Raw genomic sequence first — 19335 nt, 5'->3', positions numbered from 1 at the left:
TGAGCCATCCGAGGGTCTGAAACCTTGGATGGCCCATGAAGGTCAGCTCCGCATTTTCTGCAGAAATTCCCCTTCTCTTCCGAGCCGCAGTCCATACAAATCATGTTGTACCTCCCCCTCCAAAAGCAGCAGACCCCCAATCCGATCGATCTCGGTCTTGGGGGTCATCCGCTACTCGGCTTTATGACCGCAAAGGACGCAGAATCTGGAATCGGCATCGATCATGGAGCCGCAGTTCCCGCAGCTTTTGGACGGCTTCAGCTCTTCCAGCGGTTCTTCCGTCTGTTCGATCGTCCCCTCATGCTGCATAGGCTGACCGCAGCTGTTGCAGAATCGGGAGTCCAGGGAAACCGCCGAGCCGCAAGCGCAGATGCGCTCTCCCTTTACCTTGAACAGCTGAGCCTCCAATTCCGCAATGACGGCTTCAAGCTCGATTACGCTTCGCGACATAGCCAGGATTTGATCCTGTTGATCCGATAATTCTCCGCTCTGAAGCGTCTGATGAACGAATTCTCCCATCCGTTCAAATAAAGCGCTCTTTTCTTTCTTTTTACCTGCAATTTGGGAACTGATGCGGGTTGTTTCTACGGTTTGCTGCGCTTTGTCCTTGACCTGATTCAAGCCCGACTTCATTTTCTTCATGAAGCTCATTTCGCCAACCTCCTCAAATTAGGGATGTACAAAAGCTAAGCACGGCTTGCCAATTCGGAATAAGAGGAACTCGTATACCGGAACAGTGCATATCCGAGCACGATATAAACGGCAGGCGTAATCAGGGATGAAAGGGACATGCCCGTGAAGGGGAACAGATCAATGAAAGCATAAGCCCATAGGCCGTACGGCGTGTACTTTACATTCACCGAAGCGAGCGTCAGCCATATTCCGAGCAGAAATGCGTGATAGGCGATTGCCGAGAGCGGAATCGTATAGAAAAGCGTATTAAGCGTGGTATAGCTGGAGTACGGGAGAATCTGGTAGAGCAAAACCTTGAGCAGCAAAACGCCGAGTCCGCCGAACAGAAGATGCATTTCGAAGGAGCGCAGCAGGGAGTACCACGCAAACGATTCATACCAATTTCTCAGTGCCTTTAAAACCTCGGAAAATTTCTGCATTTAAAACAGCCTCCTTGATTTAAAATCCTAAACTATCTTCCTCTATGTACCATTTCTTTCCGATCCGGACCAAATCAATGGAATCATCCTCAGGCTCGTCCTTCTCCCCGTCACGGCTTATTTGAACCATATATCGAACGGTAGCGCTGCTCTCGCTCTTATTGACGTCCAAGATTTTGAAGCTGACGATTTCAACCTTGTTCTCCTTCAGCCGGTAATTCAGCATTTCCTTGGCCAATTTCAGATCGGCGCCTTCAGGCCTTGCATCGGGCGGGACGAGCTTCATCATGGCATCGAAGTCATGCTTGCCGGCGGCTTTCATAAAACTCTTCACTGTCGCCGAAGGGTTGGATTGGGATGAGCCTCCCCTGAACGAATTCATGCCGATCATAATCAAGGCTATAACGACCAGAACCGCTCCGAATAGGATCGGTTTTCGATACTTTGCCGTTGATGTCATCGCCAGATTGTCCGCTGCCACCGTTGTAGGCATAGCTGCGGCTGGTTTCGGAGCCGATTCGGCAGCAGATGCCGCCGGCGCTATTTGCTCCCCGCATTTGACGCAGAACTTCGCCTGCTCCTCCAGCTCGCTGCCGCAATATTTGCAATACATGGATTCAACCTGTCCTTTCTTCTACTGTTCTTTCACTTCAAGCAATTTCCGCACGCGCGGCTTGCCGTCTATCAGGACGACTTTATAAGAAGACTTGAAGGCCTTTGTTTTCTCGGTACCGTCCTTGTAAGCGATGGCGTATGATTCACTCGTCGAAAGGTTGTAGCTGCCATCCTCCTGGAGTTCGATTCCGTCCACTTCGGCGCTCAGCAGCTGCTCGGTAATTCCTTTCTCTTCCAGATGGAGAATATAGTTCTCCGACTCCTTGTACGAAGGGCCGTCAGGGTCATGCATGGCGGCAACGACTTGGAAATCCCGCGCATTGATCGCTTCGACCGACGCTTCAAGATAGCGGAGAAGGAAAGCACCGATTTCGGATTTGCCGGAATCTGCCGAAGGATTCAAAAGAGCGCTTGGGGATGATTTAAAGGTCTGTGGATGGGAATTCTCCACATATTTCACCCGTTCATTAGTTAATTCGCTGCCGTACAAGCCTCGAACCGAATCGACCATCCAGACTGCGGCCGATTCATCGTATATGAGCGTCATTCCCTGCAGCTCGACTTCCTCTCTCAGCTCTTGCGGAGGCAAGTCATCGGCCCTATAATCCGCCCTCAGACGGTGAACCGCTGTATCGAGCATGCCGTGCCACTGGCCGCCAGCCGATTCCAAACGGAACGAGTCCAGGTCAAAGGCCGCTCCGGTAAAGGATGCGGTCATCAGCCTCCCCTGCAATCCGGCCTCTTCAATGCTGCGGCTTAGCTCGCCTCTCATGGCTTCGGTTCCCGACTTGAGCTTGGCGGCATCCCCTGTCGCCATTCCTTCCAGCCACTCCTGCTGGAATTGGTTCGCCTTCTCGATCAAAGCCGCTTGCAGCGGTTCGGAATCCGCCACATTCACTTCCATATACGAGTCCATTATAGGAAGTTCATTCGATCGGACAGCCCCCCACGGAAAGTCTGCTTCAACTGCCAGATTCAGGGAACCGTCTGTCGTCACAGGTCCGTAAGAACGGTTCTCGAACGGATTCACGCCGACATCCTTGTCATTCAGGTACAATCTGCCTTGCAATCCGTCTCCCTCCAAGCCCGTCCTTATCTCCACCTCATCGCCTTGAAGATCGAGCGTCGCTGAATATTCCCGAACCCCGCCCCATAACTCGGCTTCTTGCACGGAGGACAAATCGACGTAATCGGTTTTCAGCCTGGCTTCCACGGCATAGATTCCCGGCAGGAGCGGACCATCCACGTACGGATCGCCCGGATTTTGGGATTTTGCCACTTCCTTGCCACCTACCAGAAAAGAAGCGCCCTTGTAATTCGTACTCAGCTCGATGAATACCGGAGAGACGGACAGCCGGTAGGAATCCAATACGAGCAGCTTTTTCGACTTGACCAGATGAATGGCTGATTCGCTGTCGGGAGAGATACTTTCTCCCCCTGCCAATAGAAAGCTTTGCTTGCGGAGGCTGCCCGTCAATTCTCCCGCCGCTTCCGGATGCTCTTCAAGATAGGCGAGAAAGCCTTGCACATCTGCCTTTTGGAGGTCCAGACGCTCGTCATCGGTGGTCATCAGGCCAACGATAGCCTGCCCGTCTTTTTGCAGCAAGGCATGCTCAAACCGGCTGACCAAGCGATCGGCGGACAACCAGTATTGACCGAACTTAAAGCCTCCGGCCAGCAGCACGACTGCCATCAGTACTGCCGCTGCCAGGAAGATTGCCGGCTTCCTTTTTTTGCTTGAAGACTGGACCGGTTCAGGCGGATAAGCAATGATCAATGCTTCATCCTCTGCCGATTTTTCCATTGAACCTGTTTCGATCGACATGGTTGCTTTTGTCCCGCATTCTTTGCAAAACAACATGCGTTCATTTAGTCTGGTGCCGCAATTTCCGCAAAAAGACATCTTTCCTTGCATCCCCCAAACGAATCATATTCCAGTAAGTTTATAACTTAGATCGGACGAAAGGCCTGGGTAATTTATACTAGAGGTCAAATATCCCCTCAATTAATTAGGCATCAAAAAGAAGAACCCGATCCATATAGGCTCGGGTTCTTCATCTATCCGTTAAATCGCTTATGACGTGAATAGGCGACAGCAGCTTCAATAACAGGCTGAATTTCCAGCGGCCGCGGCTTAAGGAGTCGGCTCGCCGCCGTTCGCGTTCAGCGTCTCCCCGATGACGTAGCTCGATTCCGGGCTCGCCAGGAACACATACGCCGGCGCCATCTCCGCTGGCTGCCCCGGACGGCCAAGCGGCGTGTTCTCGCCGAACTTCGCCAGCTTGGACTGCGGCTGACCGCCGCTGATCTGCAGCGGAGTCCATACCGGACCCGGCGCGACGGCGTTCACGCGGATGCCCTTGGGAGCGACCTGCTGGGCGAGCGCCTTGGTGAAGGTGTTGTTCGCGCTCTTGGTCGTGGCGTAGTCGAGCAGGATAGGCGAAGGCTTGTACGCCTGAATGGAGCTCGTGTTGATGATCGCGCTGCCCGGAGGCATATGCTTGACAGCTGCCTTGCACAGCCAGAAGAGCGAGTAGACGTTCGTCTTGAACGTGGCGTCGAACTGCTCCGTCGTCAGATCCGCGATATCCTCCACGAACTGCTGCATGCCGGCTACGTTCGCGAGAATGTCGATGCCTCCAAGCTGCTCCACCGCAGCAGTGATAAGCGACTCGCAGTAGGACTCGTCCTTCACGTCGCCGGGCATGGCGACCGCCTTGCGGCCGGCCTCTTCGATCAGCTTCACGACTTCCTTGGCATCCGGCTCCTCCTCGGGCAGATAGGACAGCACGACGTCCGCTCCCTCCCGGGCAAATGCAATCGCAACTGCGCGGCCGATGCCGCTGTCGGCGCCGGTAACGACCGCTTTGCGGCCGCTTAGGCGGCCGGTGCCGCGATACGACTTCTCCCCTGCGTCGGGCTTCGGCGTCATTTCCTTTTCCAGACCAGGCGGGTTCTGCTTCTGCTGAAAATCCGGACCCGCCTTCTGATATTGGGTGGTCGGATCCTGCATCTTGTATTGGTCGCTCATATGCACAGCCTCCTTCAGATTGTTGTCTAATGTGTATATACCCACTTTGAAGCCTTTGAAAGGGTTCACCTTCATTCGAGGCCACTGAAAATGTGTCGCTGCAGACTGAAATCATCTTCCGATCGCTGTTGTCCCCAGATTTCTCTGATTTCTGCCGTTTCTCCAGAACGATTTCGCGCCTTACGCTGCTTTTTCAGTGGCCTCCCTTCATTCTCCCCTCTTTCGGGACAAATAAAATCAGCCCCCATTCGGAAGTACTCCGAACAGAGGCTGCTGTATTCGCTGCTTTCCGATGATAGCCTATTAGCCGCGTTGCAGCTCCTGCAGCATGAACACCTGCTCCAGATTGGACGGCTTGAATCCAAGCTCCGTCAACAGCCGGTGCAGTGCGTCGTCGGAACGAAGCATAGGCACCGTCCGCTTGTACGAGCTCCGCTCGGGCTCGGCAATATGGGCCAGCAGGAAACGAAGCAGAGCATCGTGATCGTCTCTTGCATCCAGCACCCGCAGCTGGCTGATCGTAACGCCGATGCCCGTTCCTGCCGAATCTAAGCTGCGCCGGTATAGAGCGTAGGCGACTGGCTTTCCCCGTTCAAGCACAACCAGAGACTGTCCGTCGCGCCGATAGTTCGGCCACTGGAACTGCCAAGGAAGCATCCTCTCATAAGGCTTCAGGTCCAGCGCGGTGCCAGGCACAGCCGTCAAGCCATCCACGTCCCCCGCGAGATCGGGCAGCTTGGAGTCGCAGGCCAGATAGACCATCTCATCGACAACCTCGTATCCCCTGCTCTTGTACAGGCGAATCGCCCTTTCGTTCTCGCTGATCGCCTCCAGCGTCGCGATGTCCACGCCTTGTTCCCGGTAAAGCTCAAGCGCATGGTCGATCATCGCCTGGCCGATTCCGGTCCCCCTCTCCTCCTGAGCAACCCCTGTCCCCCCGTTCCAGGCGACCTTCCGGCCCTGCACCTCGCGGATTCCGCTCAGGACGATGCCGACAGCACGGTTGTCGCGGCAAGCAAGGAAGGAAAGGGTCGGCGACAGCTCTTCCAGCACCAGGCGGTTCACAAAAGACTCGACAGACATGGAGATGGGAACGGAATACCCGGCAAAGCCTTCATTCCACACGTTGACGGCTTCCTCCAACGTGCATTCGCTCAAACATTTGAATGTGATCAAAGCTTGATCCCTCCGCAAGGAATGATAGAATAGGAGCAGCGTAAATAAAACCGACTGGTCAGTCTTTATTATAGAATGGACATTATATGGATGGCAAGGATAAAACTTACTGGATTTGCTTTCTTCCTCCATCCAGCCTCCATAGGAAGAAATGTATGCTATCATTTCCCTAGCGGACAACATATGACACGCAAACAAAGCCGAAGGAGATCAACGATGGCACCGAAGGTTACCGAGCAGTATCGAAAAGAAAAACGGGCTTCCATTTTGGACGCAGCCCTGGACTGTTTTGTCGAGAAAGGCTTTCTGGCGACATCCGTGGACGATATCGTCCGCAGCTCCGGCATGAGCAAGGGCGCCCTATACGGGTATTTCTCCAGCAAGGAAGAGATGTATATCGAGCTGGCACACAGCCGCATGGATGAAATGACAGAAATGGTGCACGGCCAGTTCCAGCAGCTGGATGGCGCTACGGCTAAAATCCGCAGCCTGTTCACCCGCTTCCGGAGCCAGCCGCTGGCGGATCTGCGGAAATGGCTGACTTTCCACCTGGAATTCATGGTTTATGTCTCCCGCAATCCCGACCTGATCGGCATGCATAATAATTACCGGGACAAGGGACTCGGCATCATCGGAAGGCTGCTGGACGAGGGCAAGGCAAGCGGGGAATTCCGTTCCGACCTCGACGATGCCGCGGCATCCTATATCTTCTGGTCCTTTCGGGACGGGCTGGCTGTCAACTTCATGCTGGACGGGGCTGAAGGCGAATATCGGCGGATTCTGGATCAGATGGAAGAGATGATGCTGACCTACCTCAGGAAGGAACCGATGCGTTGACGTGATCGCTGCCGCCCATGGACGGGCCGTCTTTGTAGAACCTTCATTTCGTTCGAATACTCCGTAAATCTTTCTCATTTAATTTATAGGTGGAAAACGATTCCATTTATTGAAGGGAGAGAGATTTACGTTGAGAACAAAACGGTTGAAAGCCGCGCTTGCGCTGGTCATGGGGGCGGCCTTGGCATTCCCTCAAGCGATTCACGCCGCTCCCGCTCCTCTGCTGCATAAGGAAAATGCATCCGGCCAGTCAGGCAACTGGTATACCGGCGCGGTGCCGTCCCAAGCCTCGTCCGACAAGCCCGTCCTTCTGTTCGTCCAGGGGCTTCATTCCAACTATGAGCGCTGGATCGGGACCGACAGCTACTACGATGCCGCCTACAATGCCGGCTACCGGACGGCGTTCGTGCAGCTGCCCGACGCCGACGGTCCGGGAGGAGACATGTGGAAGAACGGCCCGATTCTCGCCTCCCTGATCCGCAAGGTCGCTGCCTACTACAACGTGCCCAAGCTCAACATCATCGCCCACTCCAAAGGCGGCATCGACACGCAGACGGCGCTCGTCTATTACGGGGCTTCCCCTTACGTGAACGTGGTCCATCAGCTCTCGACGCCCAACCGGGGCTCGGAGCTGGCGGATATGGCCTACAGCACTTGGACCTCCTGGCTCGGCGCGATCATGGGACAGCAGGATGACGCCGTCTACTCGCTGCAAACGTCCTATATGGCGAACTTCCGCGCCCAGACCGACGTCAAGCCGGAAGTGAATGCGACCAAGACCTATATGTCCGGAGGCGAGGGAGACGACGGCATCTTCACCAGCTACTGGTTCGCCCATGCCGTGCTTCCGGGCGAGGACGACGGGGCGGTATCCGTATATTCCGCCATGGGCCTGCCCTACGGCATCCGGAGCTTTACGAAAAACATCTCCCACAGCGCCATGGCGCGCGCTTCCCAGACGTGGAGCCTCGTGCAGCCGAAGCTGAAGCTGGCCACGGCCGCTCTTGCCCCGTCCGGAGCGGCGATGCCGAGCGGGCAGCTGCAGGCATCGCCGGAAGCGGCTCCGTCCGGACAGCTGCAAGCGACACTCGGTTCGCCGTCTCTTGCTGCAAATGCGGGAGAGCAGGATGCCAGCCTGATCCTTCGCGGCGGCCCCGTTGACGGCGCATCGGCCGTCTCGTTCCCGCTCGAGAGCGGGATCGGCAGCGTCGCCCTGGAAGTGATAACGAGCCGGGAGGACACGGCGCTGTCTCTCGTTTCCCCATCCGGCCAAGTCTATCCTTCCGTGGCCGCTTCGGCGGACAGCGATCCGGACGGCATCTTCGGCAAGGCGGTCCGCCGGGTATTCCAGATCATGCAGCCGGAGGCGGGAGAATGGAGCCTGAAGCTGGACGGCAAGAACGACGCCTACTTCGCGATGGCGCAGATCGAGGGCTCAGCCTCCACGAAGCTGAAGGCGAGCCGCAAAGTGGTTCGCAAAGGCGAAGCGTTCCAGCTCTCCGTCGACTTCGGCAAGCCGATCAAAGGCAGCGTCAAGCGTCCCAAGCTGACCAAATCGGTCCCCGGCCGCCCGGCATCCTTATCCTCTACCCGCGAGCTTCCGGACCTGGCCGTCGACGGCAGCCTGAACATGTCCCTGACGGCGCCGGCCGAGCCCGGCATCTACAACATCTCCTTCGACGTGGAGGGCTTGAACGACAAAGGCGAGAAGCTCGTCCGATCGGTGAACTACAACTTTGCGGTTGCGGATGACCAGGGCATGGTGAAATAACCCCACGAATACGGGCAAAAGATAGGCGGGAATTCAATGAGGCCACTGAAATGTGTCGCTGCAGACGGAAATCATTCTTCCGTTTCTCCAGAACGATTTCGCGCCTTACGCTGCTTTTTCAGTGGCCTCGAATTCAATCCCCCTGTCTTTTTTATTTGCTTTCAAATTTCCGACGACAGTCGCATTACTTCCTATCCACTTGCAGCAGCGTCACTTTCTTGACCGAATAGGTGTCCTTCAGGCTGTCTTCCGTTAGAACCTTCAGCTTGATCAGGCTCGCAATCTTGGCCGAATCGGCCTTGGATAGCAGCCGCCACAGCTCGGGGTCGGGCAAAGCCTCATACAGCTTCTTATCGTCGTATTCCTTGCGCTCCTGGGAAATGAGCTTGATCCTGTAACTCCCCGCTTCAAGCTCAGGCGCCGCCAGCTCCAGACAATGATGGATGATTTCACTGCGGAGTTCGGAAAGCTCCTGCTCGATCTCTTTCTGCTTCTGCTTCAACTGGTAAAAACGCTGCGCCATCTTGTCCATATCCTCACACTCCTCACCAGCATGTTTATGCCGGGGGAGGTTTTTTTAGGACTTGCAACATTTTACCGAATAGCCATCGTTAATGGAGGGTGATCAACCAGTCAACGCAAAAAAAACGATTGTTCGGCAGCAGCCGACGATCGTTTTTTTACGTCCTCAAGCCTCTAATTCGAATAGAGAGCTTGACTTAAAGTCAGCTTCGCAAATTCTCGTCGGACGCGTTATGATGAATAAGGCCGTGTACTTATAGAACCAAAGGCGAGTCTCGTGATTCGCGGACGAATCTTTTCCGTTCTACTGAAGAATGTTGGAGCGAAGGCGGGATGCAGCTTGACGTGGTTGATCATTATTGTTGGAGTCATTGCCGTTGTTTATGCAACGTTTTTAATCTATCCGGCGTTAGGCGGACGGGTATCTCGCGAGGAGCGCGTGAAGTTCGCATCAAAAGAAGCTTTATATTCAGGCCGTCGATTCAACAACATCATTGAAACCCCTATGGCTGCCAATCCTGCCACCATGTTGGCCGTGGCGAAGGAATTCCTCAAAGGCGGAAATAATCGCCGGCCTGCAGCGGCACTCTCGGTCGACAGGGTCGATCCGGGCGAATTCACGAGCTCCGAGGAGACGAGCATCATCTGGTTTGGACATTCGACGTTTCTGCTTCGCATAGAGGGGCACACGATCTTGGTCGATCCGATGCTTGGCCGCGCGCCGTCGCCCTTTCCGATATTCGGCGGCAAACGATTCAGCGGGCAGCCGCCGCTGGATGCCGAGCAATTGCCGCCTCTGGACGCCGTATTGATTACCCATGATCACTACGATCATCTCGACTACGGCACTGTCAAACGGATCAAGGATAAGGTCGGCCGCTTTTTCGTACCGCTCGGCGTGCGGGCTCATTTGATCCGATGGGGTGTCGCTCCGGACAAGATCGAGGAGCTTGGCTGGTGGGATGCCGCTGATTTGGGAGAACTGCAGCTTGCTTGCACGCCGGCGCGCCATTTTTCGGGCAGGCGCGGAGTGGATTCGAATGCGACCCTATGGTGCTCCTGGGTTTTGAAGGGCCGGCATACGAGCGTCTTCTGCAGCGGAGACAGCGGATACGGCCCCCACTTCAAGGAAATCGGCGAACGGCATGGACCTTTCGACGTCGCTTTGATGGAATGCGGCCAGTACGATGCAAGCTGGGAGGCCATTCATATGATGCCGGAGCAGACGGTGCAGGCGCATCTTGATGTGCAGGCGAATCTGCTGATTCCGATTCACTGGGGCGCGTTTACGTTAGCGCTGCACCAATGGACCGATCCCATCGAACGTGTCGTTGCAGCTGCACGCCAAGAGGGAGTCGCGATCGCAACCCCTAGGCTCGGACAACCTGTGGTTGTCGGCGCTCCGGAAGAGATGACGTCGGCTTGGTGGAAATAGGCGAGCCGGACGGATGGAGCCACATCAGTATGTGTCGGACTGGCGGTCATTTTGCCGACTGCCGTCAGCCGCCGTCTATACGTTCAGGAAAAGCGGCTTGGACAAGCCGCTTTTTTGGCATTTTCCAGATTGCTCTTGAAACACGACCGCCAATTCCGACTCAAAGGACATGGCTTATCACAGGAGCAAGCAGCGGATTTGGTCGTCTCATGAGGGAACGGGTACAAAAGCTCCAAGCTTGCTCCCAACATCGATGCTTATGAAGTCTCGCCTGCTCATGAAGCATCACTGGGCATAACCAAGCCATGCTTGGCTCGCTTATGAATGACGAGACGGAGCCGGCACAGCGCCCCGACTCGAGCCGTTCATCCGGTTACCTCAAATATTCTTTTTTGATGACAAAAAACGAACCCCGGATTGTTCCAGCCAGCTTGGACTTCTGCCTGGCGAACTTGAATTTCTCTTCCAGCTCCTTGGGTATTTCCATCCCCTCGGACAGCTTGAAACCAACGGCCCGCTTCTTAGGGTCATCAACCGTATACATGACATTGACCGAAAGGCCATCCTCATAAAAGACGTACGTAAATTGGATATTCTCGACTTGAAACTGCGACGTTTCTAGAGGCTTGGCCGCAAACTCAAGTTCACGTTCTTCTTTCAAAATCCGGTTCACATAATCAAGGGCTTCCTGGCTTTCGCCGGCTGGCACGACCACAAACTCATGCTTGTACTTGTTCATAAAATAACGGGCTTCATTCGCGCGCAATCCCGCAAGCGCTTCTGCAACAGGCGAAGACTCCAAACCAACCGTAGATACGTTTTTGAAATCAACGATATCGGACAATTTCATCTCTCCTTTTTTCTCAGTGTTCCCGAAAAAACTTGCCATTACTTATTTATGGCTCAGCGTATCAATCAAACGGCAAAAGAGCCTACTTCATTATCGAACAGAAGATAGGCTGGATACAAGTTTTACAGGTCTTGCCCAAACAAGGAGAAGACCTGCTTTATTTTTTGATTAGAGGGTTCGCCTTCCACTGAACCGTTCGATCGCTTCCTCAGTCACCGGCTCGAAGAGGTTGACAAGATTGCCGTCGGGATCCCGGAACAGAATCGAACGGTTCCCCCATGGCATCGTCGTCGGTTCCTGTACCCATTCATCGACAAATGGCTTCAAGCGCGCGTATTCGGCTTCGACATGGTCGACGCGGAACTCGAGGATGACACTGTGATTATGGGCTGCCGCTACGGAACCAGCGCCGAATAGCTGCGCCGTCTGGGAGTGGCCGATTGCCAGGGTACATGATGGCACAACGAGTTCGGCAAACACAGGCGTAGGGCGCTCCGCCGAAACACCCATGACTTTCTCATAGAACTCGACGAGACGATCTACATCGTTGGTAATGATGCGCACAGAAGCGAAATTCACAAGATATCATCCTTCCTATAATAATTGATAAAGTAACCTGCTTCACCGATTAGCTGTAGCAGTACTCATAACCAAGTGCTTTTTTCCTCTCAAATTTAGGCGGAAGTCACGCCTGCCGTGAATGAGCTTGTGGATATCGATTGGCTGTATCTCCCAACCGATACAAGACGTACTTCACCTTTATCTCACCACTCCTTTACGTTTACATTCCGATTATAAAAAAACGCTGCTGACAGCGTTATGTCAGTAGCGTTTCAACATTTTTGGACTTCCTCACGAATTCTGTCTTGGAAGGATTCAGGTTCCAATACGATTACACCCGCTCCCCAGCCAAGCACCCCTGGCAGCAAATCATCACGTCGACGAACGCGCACTATCACGTCCAATCCATCTTGATGCTCATTCATTTCCTCCATAAATGGATGGCTCGACTCCTTCACTTTATCTACGACGCCAGGATCAAATCGAACGAACTGTCGCACTTAGCTTGACAATCCATCAGATAAAGAAAAAATCATCTATGATAGGGCGATGAATTTCACTGTCGTTCCTCGTAATGACTTGGCAAGATTTGAACCTTCAAATCGAAAACCGACCTCACATTACGAGAGGTCGGTTTTCGATAAAGTTCAATTATTTTGTTTGAGAGATTACGCGTTAACTATTTGAGTTAGTGCCTCGCTAATTGGCGTAACTGGACGACCGAGCAGCTTTTCGAAATCATTACTTTCGATCTCCAGTGCGCCTTCTCGAATGTCTTGCTGGATACTTACGAGAATAGGGATAACGAAGTCGGGTACACCTGCGCCTTTCATGATGTCGGCATAAGTGGCGTCATCGACCTGTTGGACAGGCACTTCCTTGCCTAGTACCGTGCCAAGAGCAGACGCCAGTTCTTCTTGAGTCATCAGTTTACCCGAAAGTTCATAAATTGTATTGTCGTGTCCGTTCCCCGCCAATACTGTTGCAGCCGCCGCCGCGTAATCTTGGCGCAGTGCCCAACCCACTTTGCCAGATCCAGCCGAGGTCACCCAAGGAGCTCCTGCTATCACGCCTTGAATGCTTGAAATTTCATTCTCCAAGTACCAGTTGTTGCGTAAGAAGGAGTAAGGAATGCCAGTTTTGACGATGGCTTCTTCTGTGACACGGTGTACTTCAGCAAGGAATAACTTGCTTTCATTTGCATTCGTTGCACTGGTATATGCAATAAATTTAACTCCAGCACGCTCTGCAGCAGCAACAGCATTTGTGTGCTGCCGAATTCTTGTTTCGTTGTCTCCATCCGCAGAAATAATTAATAAACGATCGATACCTGCAAAAGCAGAATCCAATGTTTCTGGACGGTCAAAATCTCCTTCACGAACTTCTACTCCACGAGCCCGCAATCCTTCCGCTTTCTCTGGATTGCGGACACTGACAGCCAGATGACTCGCTGGTATAGATTTCAATAGCGTCTCTACAACTAAAGTCCCTAAATTCCCTGTCGCTCCTGTGACTAACATTTTCATCTTCTATTCCTCCAAATATGTTTTGTTGTAATTCCCATTGTTATAACAGTATTAGTTACAACAATTCTATAAAATAAAAGCTCTCTTAAAGGAGCTCTCATTTATTTGAACCTTGGTGTGAGTTGGCTCAAAGTCGTTTGTGCCAACCTGTGTTCCATAGCGGATTGAGCCTCATTCAACTCGGATTGGAGAACCAACTCAATGTTCCGCCCGACTGGACATCGCTCATTCGGATCTGCGTGAACACGGAATAATTGGTTGTCTTCAATCACATTTACAGCCCGATAAACATCGAGAAGCGTAATTTCCTCAGGTGCTTTGAGTAGAGAAGCACCTCCAACCCCAGGCCGTACTTCCACTAACCCCATCTTTTTTAACATCCCCATAATTCTCCGGATTATAACGGGATTTGTATTTACGCTGCCCGCAATGAAGTCCCCCGTACATTCGTTTGGGCTGACAGCAATCAGGGAAAGGATATGGACAGCAATAGAAAAGCGAGTACTTATTTGTTTCAAGTGCATCACCACCGTTGTAACCATTATAGTTACTACCGAAAGTTATGTCAATATCCGTGCTATTTTATTACGCATAACTGCCCGTCCCTTGGTTTTAAGGCATCACCTTGTATTACAGGAGTCTGCAGGAAACTGAGCAAGACGGGCCTCAACCCCTTGGACAGGCGTAATGAAAGAATGAGAGGACAATGACCGGTTGAGAAATCCTCCGAGGTGGTGTGGAGAATGCGTGCAGCATCTGGATATGTCTGGGGGCACAACCACCCCCTCTATAAATACATAGGCAAAAATCGCACTACCCATAATAATGGTCATTTTACAACAAATGATTCACACGGCTGAATCCTAATGTTCATTTCCTCTAACAGTTCTCTCTCAAGACATTCCTTGATCGTTTCATTTTTCTCTATCTTACCACCTGGAAACTCCCACAAGCCTTCTTGCGCCTTCCCCTTCTTACTTCTAGCTATTAGAATCTGACCATGTTCGTTTTCAATTATCACTGCAGCCACCTCAATCAACGCCTTCACATCCTATCCAATTGCCTTATTTGCCACTGGCACCAATTCCGGAGACATCTCTTCCTTCAATCTCCAATCGTGCCTTACATACTCGGCTTCTCCTAAGAAGATAAAGGCGAAGTAAAGTTATTCTCCTCCTTATATTCACGGACAAATAAGGCAATTCTATTCCCATGCGTTTATGATGGATATATCGCTTAGCTGTATTCGTTTCTTCCGAAATCCGACTCTGAGTTTGCCAATGAAAGAGACTTTCATTGATGGCGTAATCTTCATAGAGGGTCGACGGAGAAAAGTATAAACTCGTCCTATATTCTCTTATATTTTGGTCTGTAAAACTATATATTGAGGGGGTTTCCCCCATTCAAAATCTCTGTAAATCCAACCATTCAATAAATAACTTAACTTCAGAATTAATCTCAGGCATTTGGTATATTTGCCATCTCTTTAAAGAGAACAAGAAAGTCACCTCACCTTTAGTTAAAATAATACTTGTTGAAAAGCAATTCTCTTAGGGTCAAAAATAGCACCATTAATAATTTAGTGCTGCTTAGTTTACTCAACAGATTGTCTGACTCTAATAGTTCTACAGCGTTTTATAAATTCTTCGAAAAGGAAAACAGTACCTTATTCTTTTAGGTACTATATTGAGACACATATTTTATGCCTCAATGATTAAGTATTTTCCTTACTCTTAACTAGTATCAATAGATTATAGTCCATGACTAGTTAACAGAGAGTAGCTTGGATGACCTATTTGCTATTACCAGATTATCTACTTAACAATCAAAAAAACACCTGACTTCAACATCAGGTGTTACCAAATATTAATCTATTTTTCGTTTCTGTTTCACGCTGCCGCCTCACCTGTACTAATCCTCAAAACCGGTCTACTATTGCTATCTCAGCCCTCTGCACCATTCCTAACCAACAAAGCCACCGATTCTATGCGAACGGTATGCGGAACCAACATATTGGCGGCCATCCGTCATATCCACAGCCATTATAAATACCTGCGTACAACCTATTTCCGAGCCTTCTCCGCCGCTTCTTTAATCTTCTCGCTAAGCACGTCCACGTAGAGATGAACCACTAGCGCTTGCTTCGCCTCCGTATCGGTTTCGTGTAGCGAATAGATGCTGCGCAACCCTCGGAAATCGTGCCTTGGGAACCTTCTCATCGCTTCCCCCCAATCCACGACTGGGAACGGCTGGTCTTTCTTTGATGCTACTAGGGCTTTATATTTCGACCACAAATCATCCGGGTTTTTCGCAAATCCCCAGGTGAGTACGATATGGAAGTAGCAGCGGGTCGTATCGTAACCGAAAATCTTCTGAGTATGGACTTTGATATCAGAAGTGCTGAACCCCCCCAAGTTCAGCGCCTCTCCAATTGCCAATTCGGTGCGCATCCGGTTTTGTATGATGATGTCCCGTTCGCCGATACCACCTCGGTGACCCATCGCTTTTCCAGTGTAACCTCCACGCGACTGCGAAACGGCCGACCATCCAATCGGCAATAACCTTTGGTTAAGCAGGAGTACGAGCAGATCGGTATATCGGTCCTCCTCCGCTTGCTGCGTCGTGGAAGGCGTAATACTTGGCGAGAACTTCAAGACCTCTCTGCAAATGTCCAAGAAGGTTTCTAAGATATAATCCTGTATGGTAACCGAATCGTCGCCTTTCATCGCTTTGACCTGATCTTCGGAGTCAAGCATACTTAAATTGCGAAGCGCGGTAGAGATCGAGGGCCACTGAAGCAGCTCCTGTAACAAACGGTGGGGGGGAATAAGCTGGGCTGTCGCTTGCCTACGTTCCCTAACGGTCTGTACCAGTTCTGTATACGACTCGAATTCCCCATGCCGCTGATGTAGGATCTCGAGCTTCCTCTCCGCCTCCTCCCACTTCTGTTCGTGCAGCAGTATCTGAACCGCATACGTTCCTATTGGGATGGAATGCTGCCGACCGTAGTCCAGATCCCCGTAGATTTGCCAGAAGGCGCTTGAATTGTTCAATACGCTCTCCATAAATAGGCGATTTGTGTCGATATACCCACTAACCGCTTCGATCGTCTCCTTGGGTAATGCCTGAATCCTTGCCAACAGACCATTAGCTTTAGCGACAAAAACCTCGGATGTGCTTTGCTCACCTATCTCTGTTGCTGCCACAGCGGACCTAATATATGCAGCATACAAGTTAACCAAATAGCTTATGTTGCCCGCATCCTCCCGGACAAGAGGTTCCAGGAGCACAACCGCCTGGTCGATGTTCGGTGGGTCCATATCGAGATAAGCGAGCGCTCGGTAGAAGGATAACGTATTGGCTTGATTGCCTGCCACCGGTTGCGCGTTGCAGTTCAGGATTTGATCGTACTCCTTTTTCACCAAATAAATACGCAATTGTTCTCGAAACATCCAGTCCTGAAATTCGGCTTGTACACGTGGAGAGGCTTCAGAACGGAATTTTTCCAAGCATTTACTTGCTAAGCTTGCCAATTCAGCATTCTGGGTATTGAGTAGCTCCGTAATTTTGACTCGCAACTCACTTCCCCAACCGACTCCCTCGGGAAGAAGCTCGTCTTTACGGCCGCTCAATTCACTCAAGATGACCTGCTTGTCCTTGTCTCTCTCGAACTTGCTATAAAGTTGAGCCCATAACCCAGGATCCTGTTGCACTTTTAGTAAATCTTGAATCAGGTGTTCCCTGTGCTCATCTGACAGGACATTTATCGCACTGGAGACTGAGACCACGAGATTCGGTTCATCACGAAAGAACATAGGAGTATAACCGAGCGATGGACCGAAAGGTTGAAACATAACTTCTCCATACTGCTTATGGCTATCCACCAGTAGCGAAGAGAAAGCCGATACAAGCGTGCGGTAACCCGTCGTATCTTGCCGATCCCTTAAATCCGTTACCCATCCCGCCAACCGGTTCAAGTGAATTGCAATTCGATCACTCGTCATGCGATTCCAGCTGTATTGTTTGTCTTCATCTTGGGGGATCTCTTTTTGGAGATCCTCCATTTGGAACGGCCGAAGAAGTTGCAATAACTTATCATCTTCGGACTCCTGCTCCGTTTTTTGCATCGCCCACACTGCGACTAAGTTCCAAGCAGGATGCATCAGGACGTTGGCTATGCGGTCTATCCATATCCAGCCGTCGCGGCAATGCTGATGGGTTTGACTGTAATATTGAATGACACGCCCCATCATTTCCTCGATTTGCTCGACAGGGCCCCCATATTTATTGAGCTCAATAAGCCACAAAAGTTGAGGAAAGGACAGATGAGCTAGAGGATTGTTCTCCCCGTCAAGCACCTTAAGAAGACCGTCTGACCAATGCTGAAGAAGGATTGCTTCATACGAGGCCGCATCCCGTTCCATGAGTTTCTGGCGAAGCCATACTAGCAGGTGTTCCCGCTTCCTTTGAAGCTTGGATGACTGAGCAACGGGGGACTGAAATGAATTCCGCCTAATTCGCTTCTCAAACCAAGTGAGGATCTCTTCAAACCACTTAGCCACAACTCCCTGTTCAACGTGAAGCACTTGGCCCACCGTATGATTAAGGTAGGCAAACGAGTTAAACCAGAGGCGTTCCTCGACCTTCCATGCTTCTTCTCTCGTTTCCCGGCTAAAATAATCTCCGGGGTAGGAGGGCTCCCATAACGCCAATAGAGCTATCCCAACGACCACAAAATCCGGGTGCGTCAGTAGCGTAGGGATGATTATAGCATCGGCATTCCTCAAGTAGTGGTATAAGAAAGGACGATCCTTCCGTTCTGACAGCAATCTCTGAAGCCGAGGGCGATCTGGCCATGGCGTGCCAATGCCCTCTCCTCTCATAACCCAGTGAAACAACTGTTGTAGGAGTTCTCTTGGTCGATGTATGACGATAGCGGCCTCCGATGGCCGATCAAACCAGAACAACTTCTCTAGGTCGTGATCCTCCCTAGGGAGAGAGATTCCGGACACATATTGCTCCATCTGCCCTGAGCCAGATTCAGCCAGAGCCTCAGCCGCCATTCGACGTCTTTCTGCTTCCCAACTGAGCCCATCACGTTCCCTCAACAGTCGATTGAGACATGCATCCAACAAGTCCCCCAGTAACGAAGATGAAATCAAATGGATGATATCTCCGCTATAACCGACCAGCGCCTCATAACGTATCCACCAGTTTAACCTATGATCCGAGTTAGATGGTCCGACCACCCGTTCCATCCATAGCCTCGAAAGAAGAAAGCTCCCGTACAATGCCACGTAATTAGAGCGGTAATTTAGAACGTATCCACCCTCTTTTTCGATTATGATCTCGCACTCAAGGAACCAGGCGAATTCCGGAGTTCCCGGGTAATAGCTTTGATGCTCCTGCAATATCTGGGAAGCATTCTGAAGCAGAATCACGCAAGAGTCGGGGTACGGAACCTCCGAAAGGCGTTTCATAAACCGGAAAAGATGTTCCGACTGTTCATTCACATTTTTTCTATGAAAAATGAAGTTACTCGGCAAATGGTATGTGTCCCATACAATTCGAACCCAACCGTTGGACACCAGTTCCTCTAGACTGAGGTTCGCATCCGAGTTCTCACGATTGTATTCCTTAAGAAGGTAATTAAGATTGCTCACGCTTCTAGGGTCGTCTGATATCGTAGAATACTGCAACCAACGTAACAGCAACGTATCAAGAGCCCATGCCCCGGTGGCCCGATCCATATTTTCTTCGTTCACGAAGTAAATTGCTCGGCGCCCTTTGCTGTAAATATGGAGCTCGTCTTCCATCCTTTGCAAGGCTTCATGAGGGAGATACTGAAGCATGGATTCGATGCTATCACTCATCATCTTATAACTCCTTAATTAAACAG

The 19335-nt window shown here is 51.4% G+C and carries 18 protein-coding genes and 1 pseudogene; 4 read left to right on the top strand and 15 right to left on the bottom strand.

Annotated features, from left to right (window positions below; all coding sequences use genetic code 11):
* Positions 1-171: 171 nt before the first annotated feature.
* The 4 genes from ACLBWT_RS17000 to ACLBWT_RS16985 are packed head-to-tail and all read right to left on the bottom strand — an operon-like array spanning position 172 to position 3420.
* The gene (locus tag ACLBWT_RS17000; protein ID WP_447664318.1) at positions 172-651 is read right to left on the bottom strand and encodes a zinc ribbon domain-containing protein; all 480 of its coding nucleotides are present in this window, start codon (positions 649-651) and stop codon (positions 172-174) included.
* 35 nt (positions 652-686) lie between these two features.
* Positions 687-1112 (bottom strand): hypothetical protein, encoded by a 426-nt coding sequence (locus ACLBWT_RS16995; protein ID WP_447664317.1) that lies wholly within the window; start codon positions 1110-1112, stop codon positions 687-689.
* 19 nt (positions 1113-1131) lie between these two features.
* Positions 1132-1725 carry a zinc-ribbon domain-containing protein gene (locus ACLBWT_RS16990; protein ID WP_447664316.1) on the bottom strand — a complete coding sequence of 198 codons (594 nt, stop codon included), beginning with the start codon at positions 1723-1725 and terminating at the stop codon, positions 1132-1134.
* A 21-nt stretch (positions 1726-1746) separates the two neighbouring features.
* Positions 1747-3420, bottom strand: coding sequence for a zinc ribbon domain-containing protein (locus tag ACLBWT_RS16985; RefSeq protein ID WP_447664315.1), 1674 nt, complete (start codon positions 3418-3420; stop codon positions 1747-1749).
* Positions 3421-3496: 76 nt separating this feature from the next.
* Between ACLBWT_RS16985 and ACLBWT_RS16980 the strand changes: the two genes are divergently transcribed.
* A complete protein-coding gene (locus tag ACLBWT_RS16980; protein ID WP_447664314.1) occupies positions 3497-3676 on the top strand; it encodes a hypothetical protein in 180 nt (59 codons plus the stop codon).
* 185 nt (positions 3677-3861) lie between these two features.
* On the opposite strand, the gene ACLBWT_RS16975 is transcribed toward ACLBWT_RS16980, so the two are convergent.
* Both ACLBWT_RS16975 and ACLBWT_RS16970 read right to left on the bottom strand, forming a co-directional pair.
* Positions 3862-4758: an SDR family oxidoreductase gene (locus ACLBWT_RS16975; protein WP_447664313.1), complete on the bottom strand. Its 897-nt coding sequence runs from the start codon at positions 4756-4758 to the stop codon at positions 3862-3864.
* 303 nt (positions 4759-5061) lie between these two features.
* A complete protein-coding gene (locus ACLBWT_RS16970) occupies positions 5062-5934 on the bottom strand; it encodes a GNAT family N-acetyltransferase (protein ID WP_447664312.1) in 873 nt (290 codons plus the stop codon).
* A gap of 216 nt (positions 5935-6150) precedes the next feature.
* Between ACLBWT_RS16970 and ACLBWT_RS16965 the strand changes: the two genes are divergently transcribed.
* Complete coding sequence (locus ACLBWT_RS16965; RefSeq protein WP_447664311.1) at positions 6151-6771, top strand: TetR/AcrR family transcriptional regulator; 621 nt, start codon at positions 6151-6153, stop codon at positions 6769-6771.
* Between the two features lie 130 nt (positions 6772-6901).
* Positions 6902-8542 carry an esterase/lipase family protein gene (locus tag ACLBWT_RS16960; protein WP_447664310.1) on the top strand — a complete coding sequence of 547 codons (1641 nt, stop codon included), beginning with the start codon at positions 6902-6904 and terminating at the stop codon, positions 8540-8542.
* 184 nt (positions 8543-8726) lie between these two features.
* On the opposite strand, the gene ACLBWT_RS16955 is transcribed toward ACLBWT_RS16960, so the two are convergent.
* Positions 8727-9074, bottom strand: a complete 348-nt coding sequence (locus ACLBWT_RS16955) for a hypothetical protein (RefSeq protein WP_447664309.1) — start codon at positions 9072-9074, stop codon at positions 8727-8729.
* Between the two features lie 330 nt (positions 9075-9404).
* Between ACLBWT_RS16955 and ACLBWT_RS16950 the strand changes: the two genes are divergently transcribed.
* Positions 9405-10499, top strand: a complete 1095-nt coding sequence (locus tag ACLBWT_RS16950) for an MBL fold metallo-hydrolase (protein ID WP_447664308.1) — start codon at positions 9405-9407, stop codon at positions 10497-10499.
* A gap of 373 nt (positions 10500-10872) precedes the next feature.
* On the opposite strand, the gene ACLBWT_RS16945 is transcribed toward ACLBWT_RS16950, so the two are convergent.
* The 8 genes and pseudogenes from ACLBWT_RS16945 to ACLBWT_RS16910 all read right to left on the bottom strand — a co-directional run bounded on the left by ACLBWT_RS16945 (position 10873) and on the right by ACLBWT_RS16910 (position 19312).
* Complete coding sequence (locus ACLBWT_RS16945) at positions 10873-11343, bottom strand: phage tail protein (protein WP_447664307.1); 471 nt, start codon at positions 11341-11343, stop codon at positions 10873-10875.
* Positions 11344-11517: 174 nt separating this feature from the next.
* Positions 11518-11928, bottom strand: a complete 411-nt coding sequence (locus tag ACLBWT_RS16940) for a VOC family protein (RefSeq protein WP_447664306.1) — start codon at positions 11926-11928, stop codon at positions 11518-11520.
* A gap of 254 nt (positions 11929-12182) precedes the next feature.
* On the bottom strand, positions 12183-12344 hold the full coding sequence (locus ACLBWT_RS16935) for a hypothetical protein (RefSeq protein WP_447664305.1): 162 nt from the start codon (positions 12342-12344) through the stop codon (positions 12183-12185).
* 234 nt (positions 12345-12578) lie between these two features.
* On the bottom strand, positions 12579-13436 hold the full coding sequence (locus ACLBWT_RS16930) for an SDR family oxidoreductase (protein ID WP_447664304.1): 858 nt from the start codon (positions 13434-13436) through the stop codon (positions 12579-12581).
* A 101-nt stretch (positions 13437-13537) separates the two neighbouring features.
* Entirely contained in the window at positions 13538-13954 is a 417-nt protein-coding gene (locus tag ACLBWT_RS16925) for an Rrf2 family transcriptional regulator (protein WP_447664408.1), read from the bottom strand.
* 311 nt (positions 13955-14265) lie between these two features.
* Entirely contained in the window at positions 14266-14466 is a 201-nt protein-coding gene (locus ACLBWT_RS16920) for an NUDIX domain-containing protein (RefSeq protein ID WP_447664407.1), read from the bottom strand.
* A 21-nt stretch (positions 14467-14487) separates the two neighbouring features.
* Positions 14488-14770 (bottom strand): annotated as a pseudogene (locus ACLBWT_RS16915) (DUF3427 domain-containing protein); the annotation flags it as partial.
* A 729-nt stretch (positions 14771-15499) separates the two neighbouring features.
* On the bottom strand, positions 15500-19312 hold the full coding sequence (locus ACLBWT_RS16910) for a hypothetical protein (protein ID WP_447664303.1): 3813 nt from the start codon (positions 19310-19312) through the stop codon (positions 15500-15502).
* Positions 19313-19335: the final 23 nt, after the last annotated feature.

The organism is Paenibacillus sp. D51F, assembly GCF_053345695.1.
The sequence above is the reverse complement of the archived record's forward strand: the minus strand, read 5'-3'. Positions and strand labels throughout refer to the sequence as shown.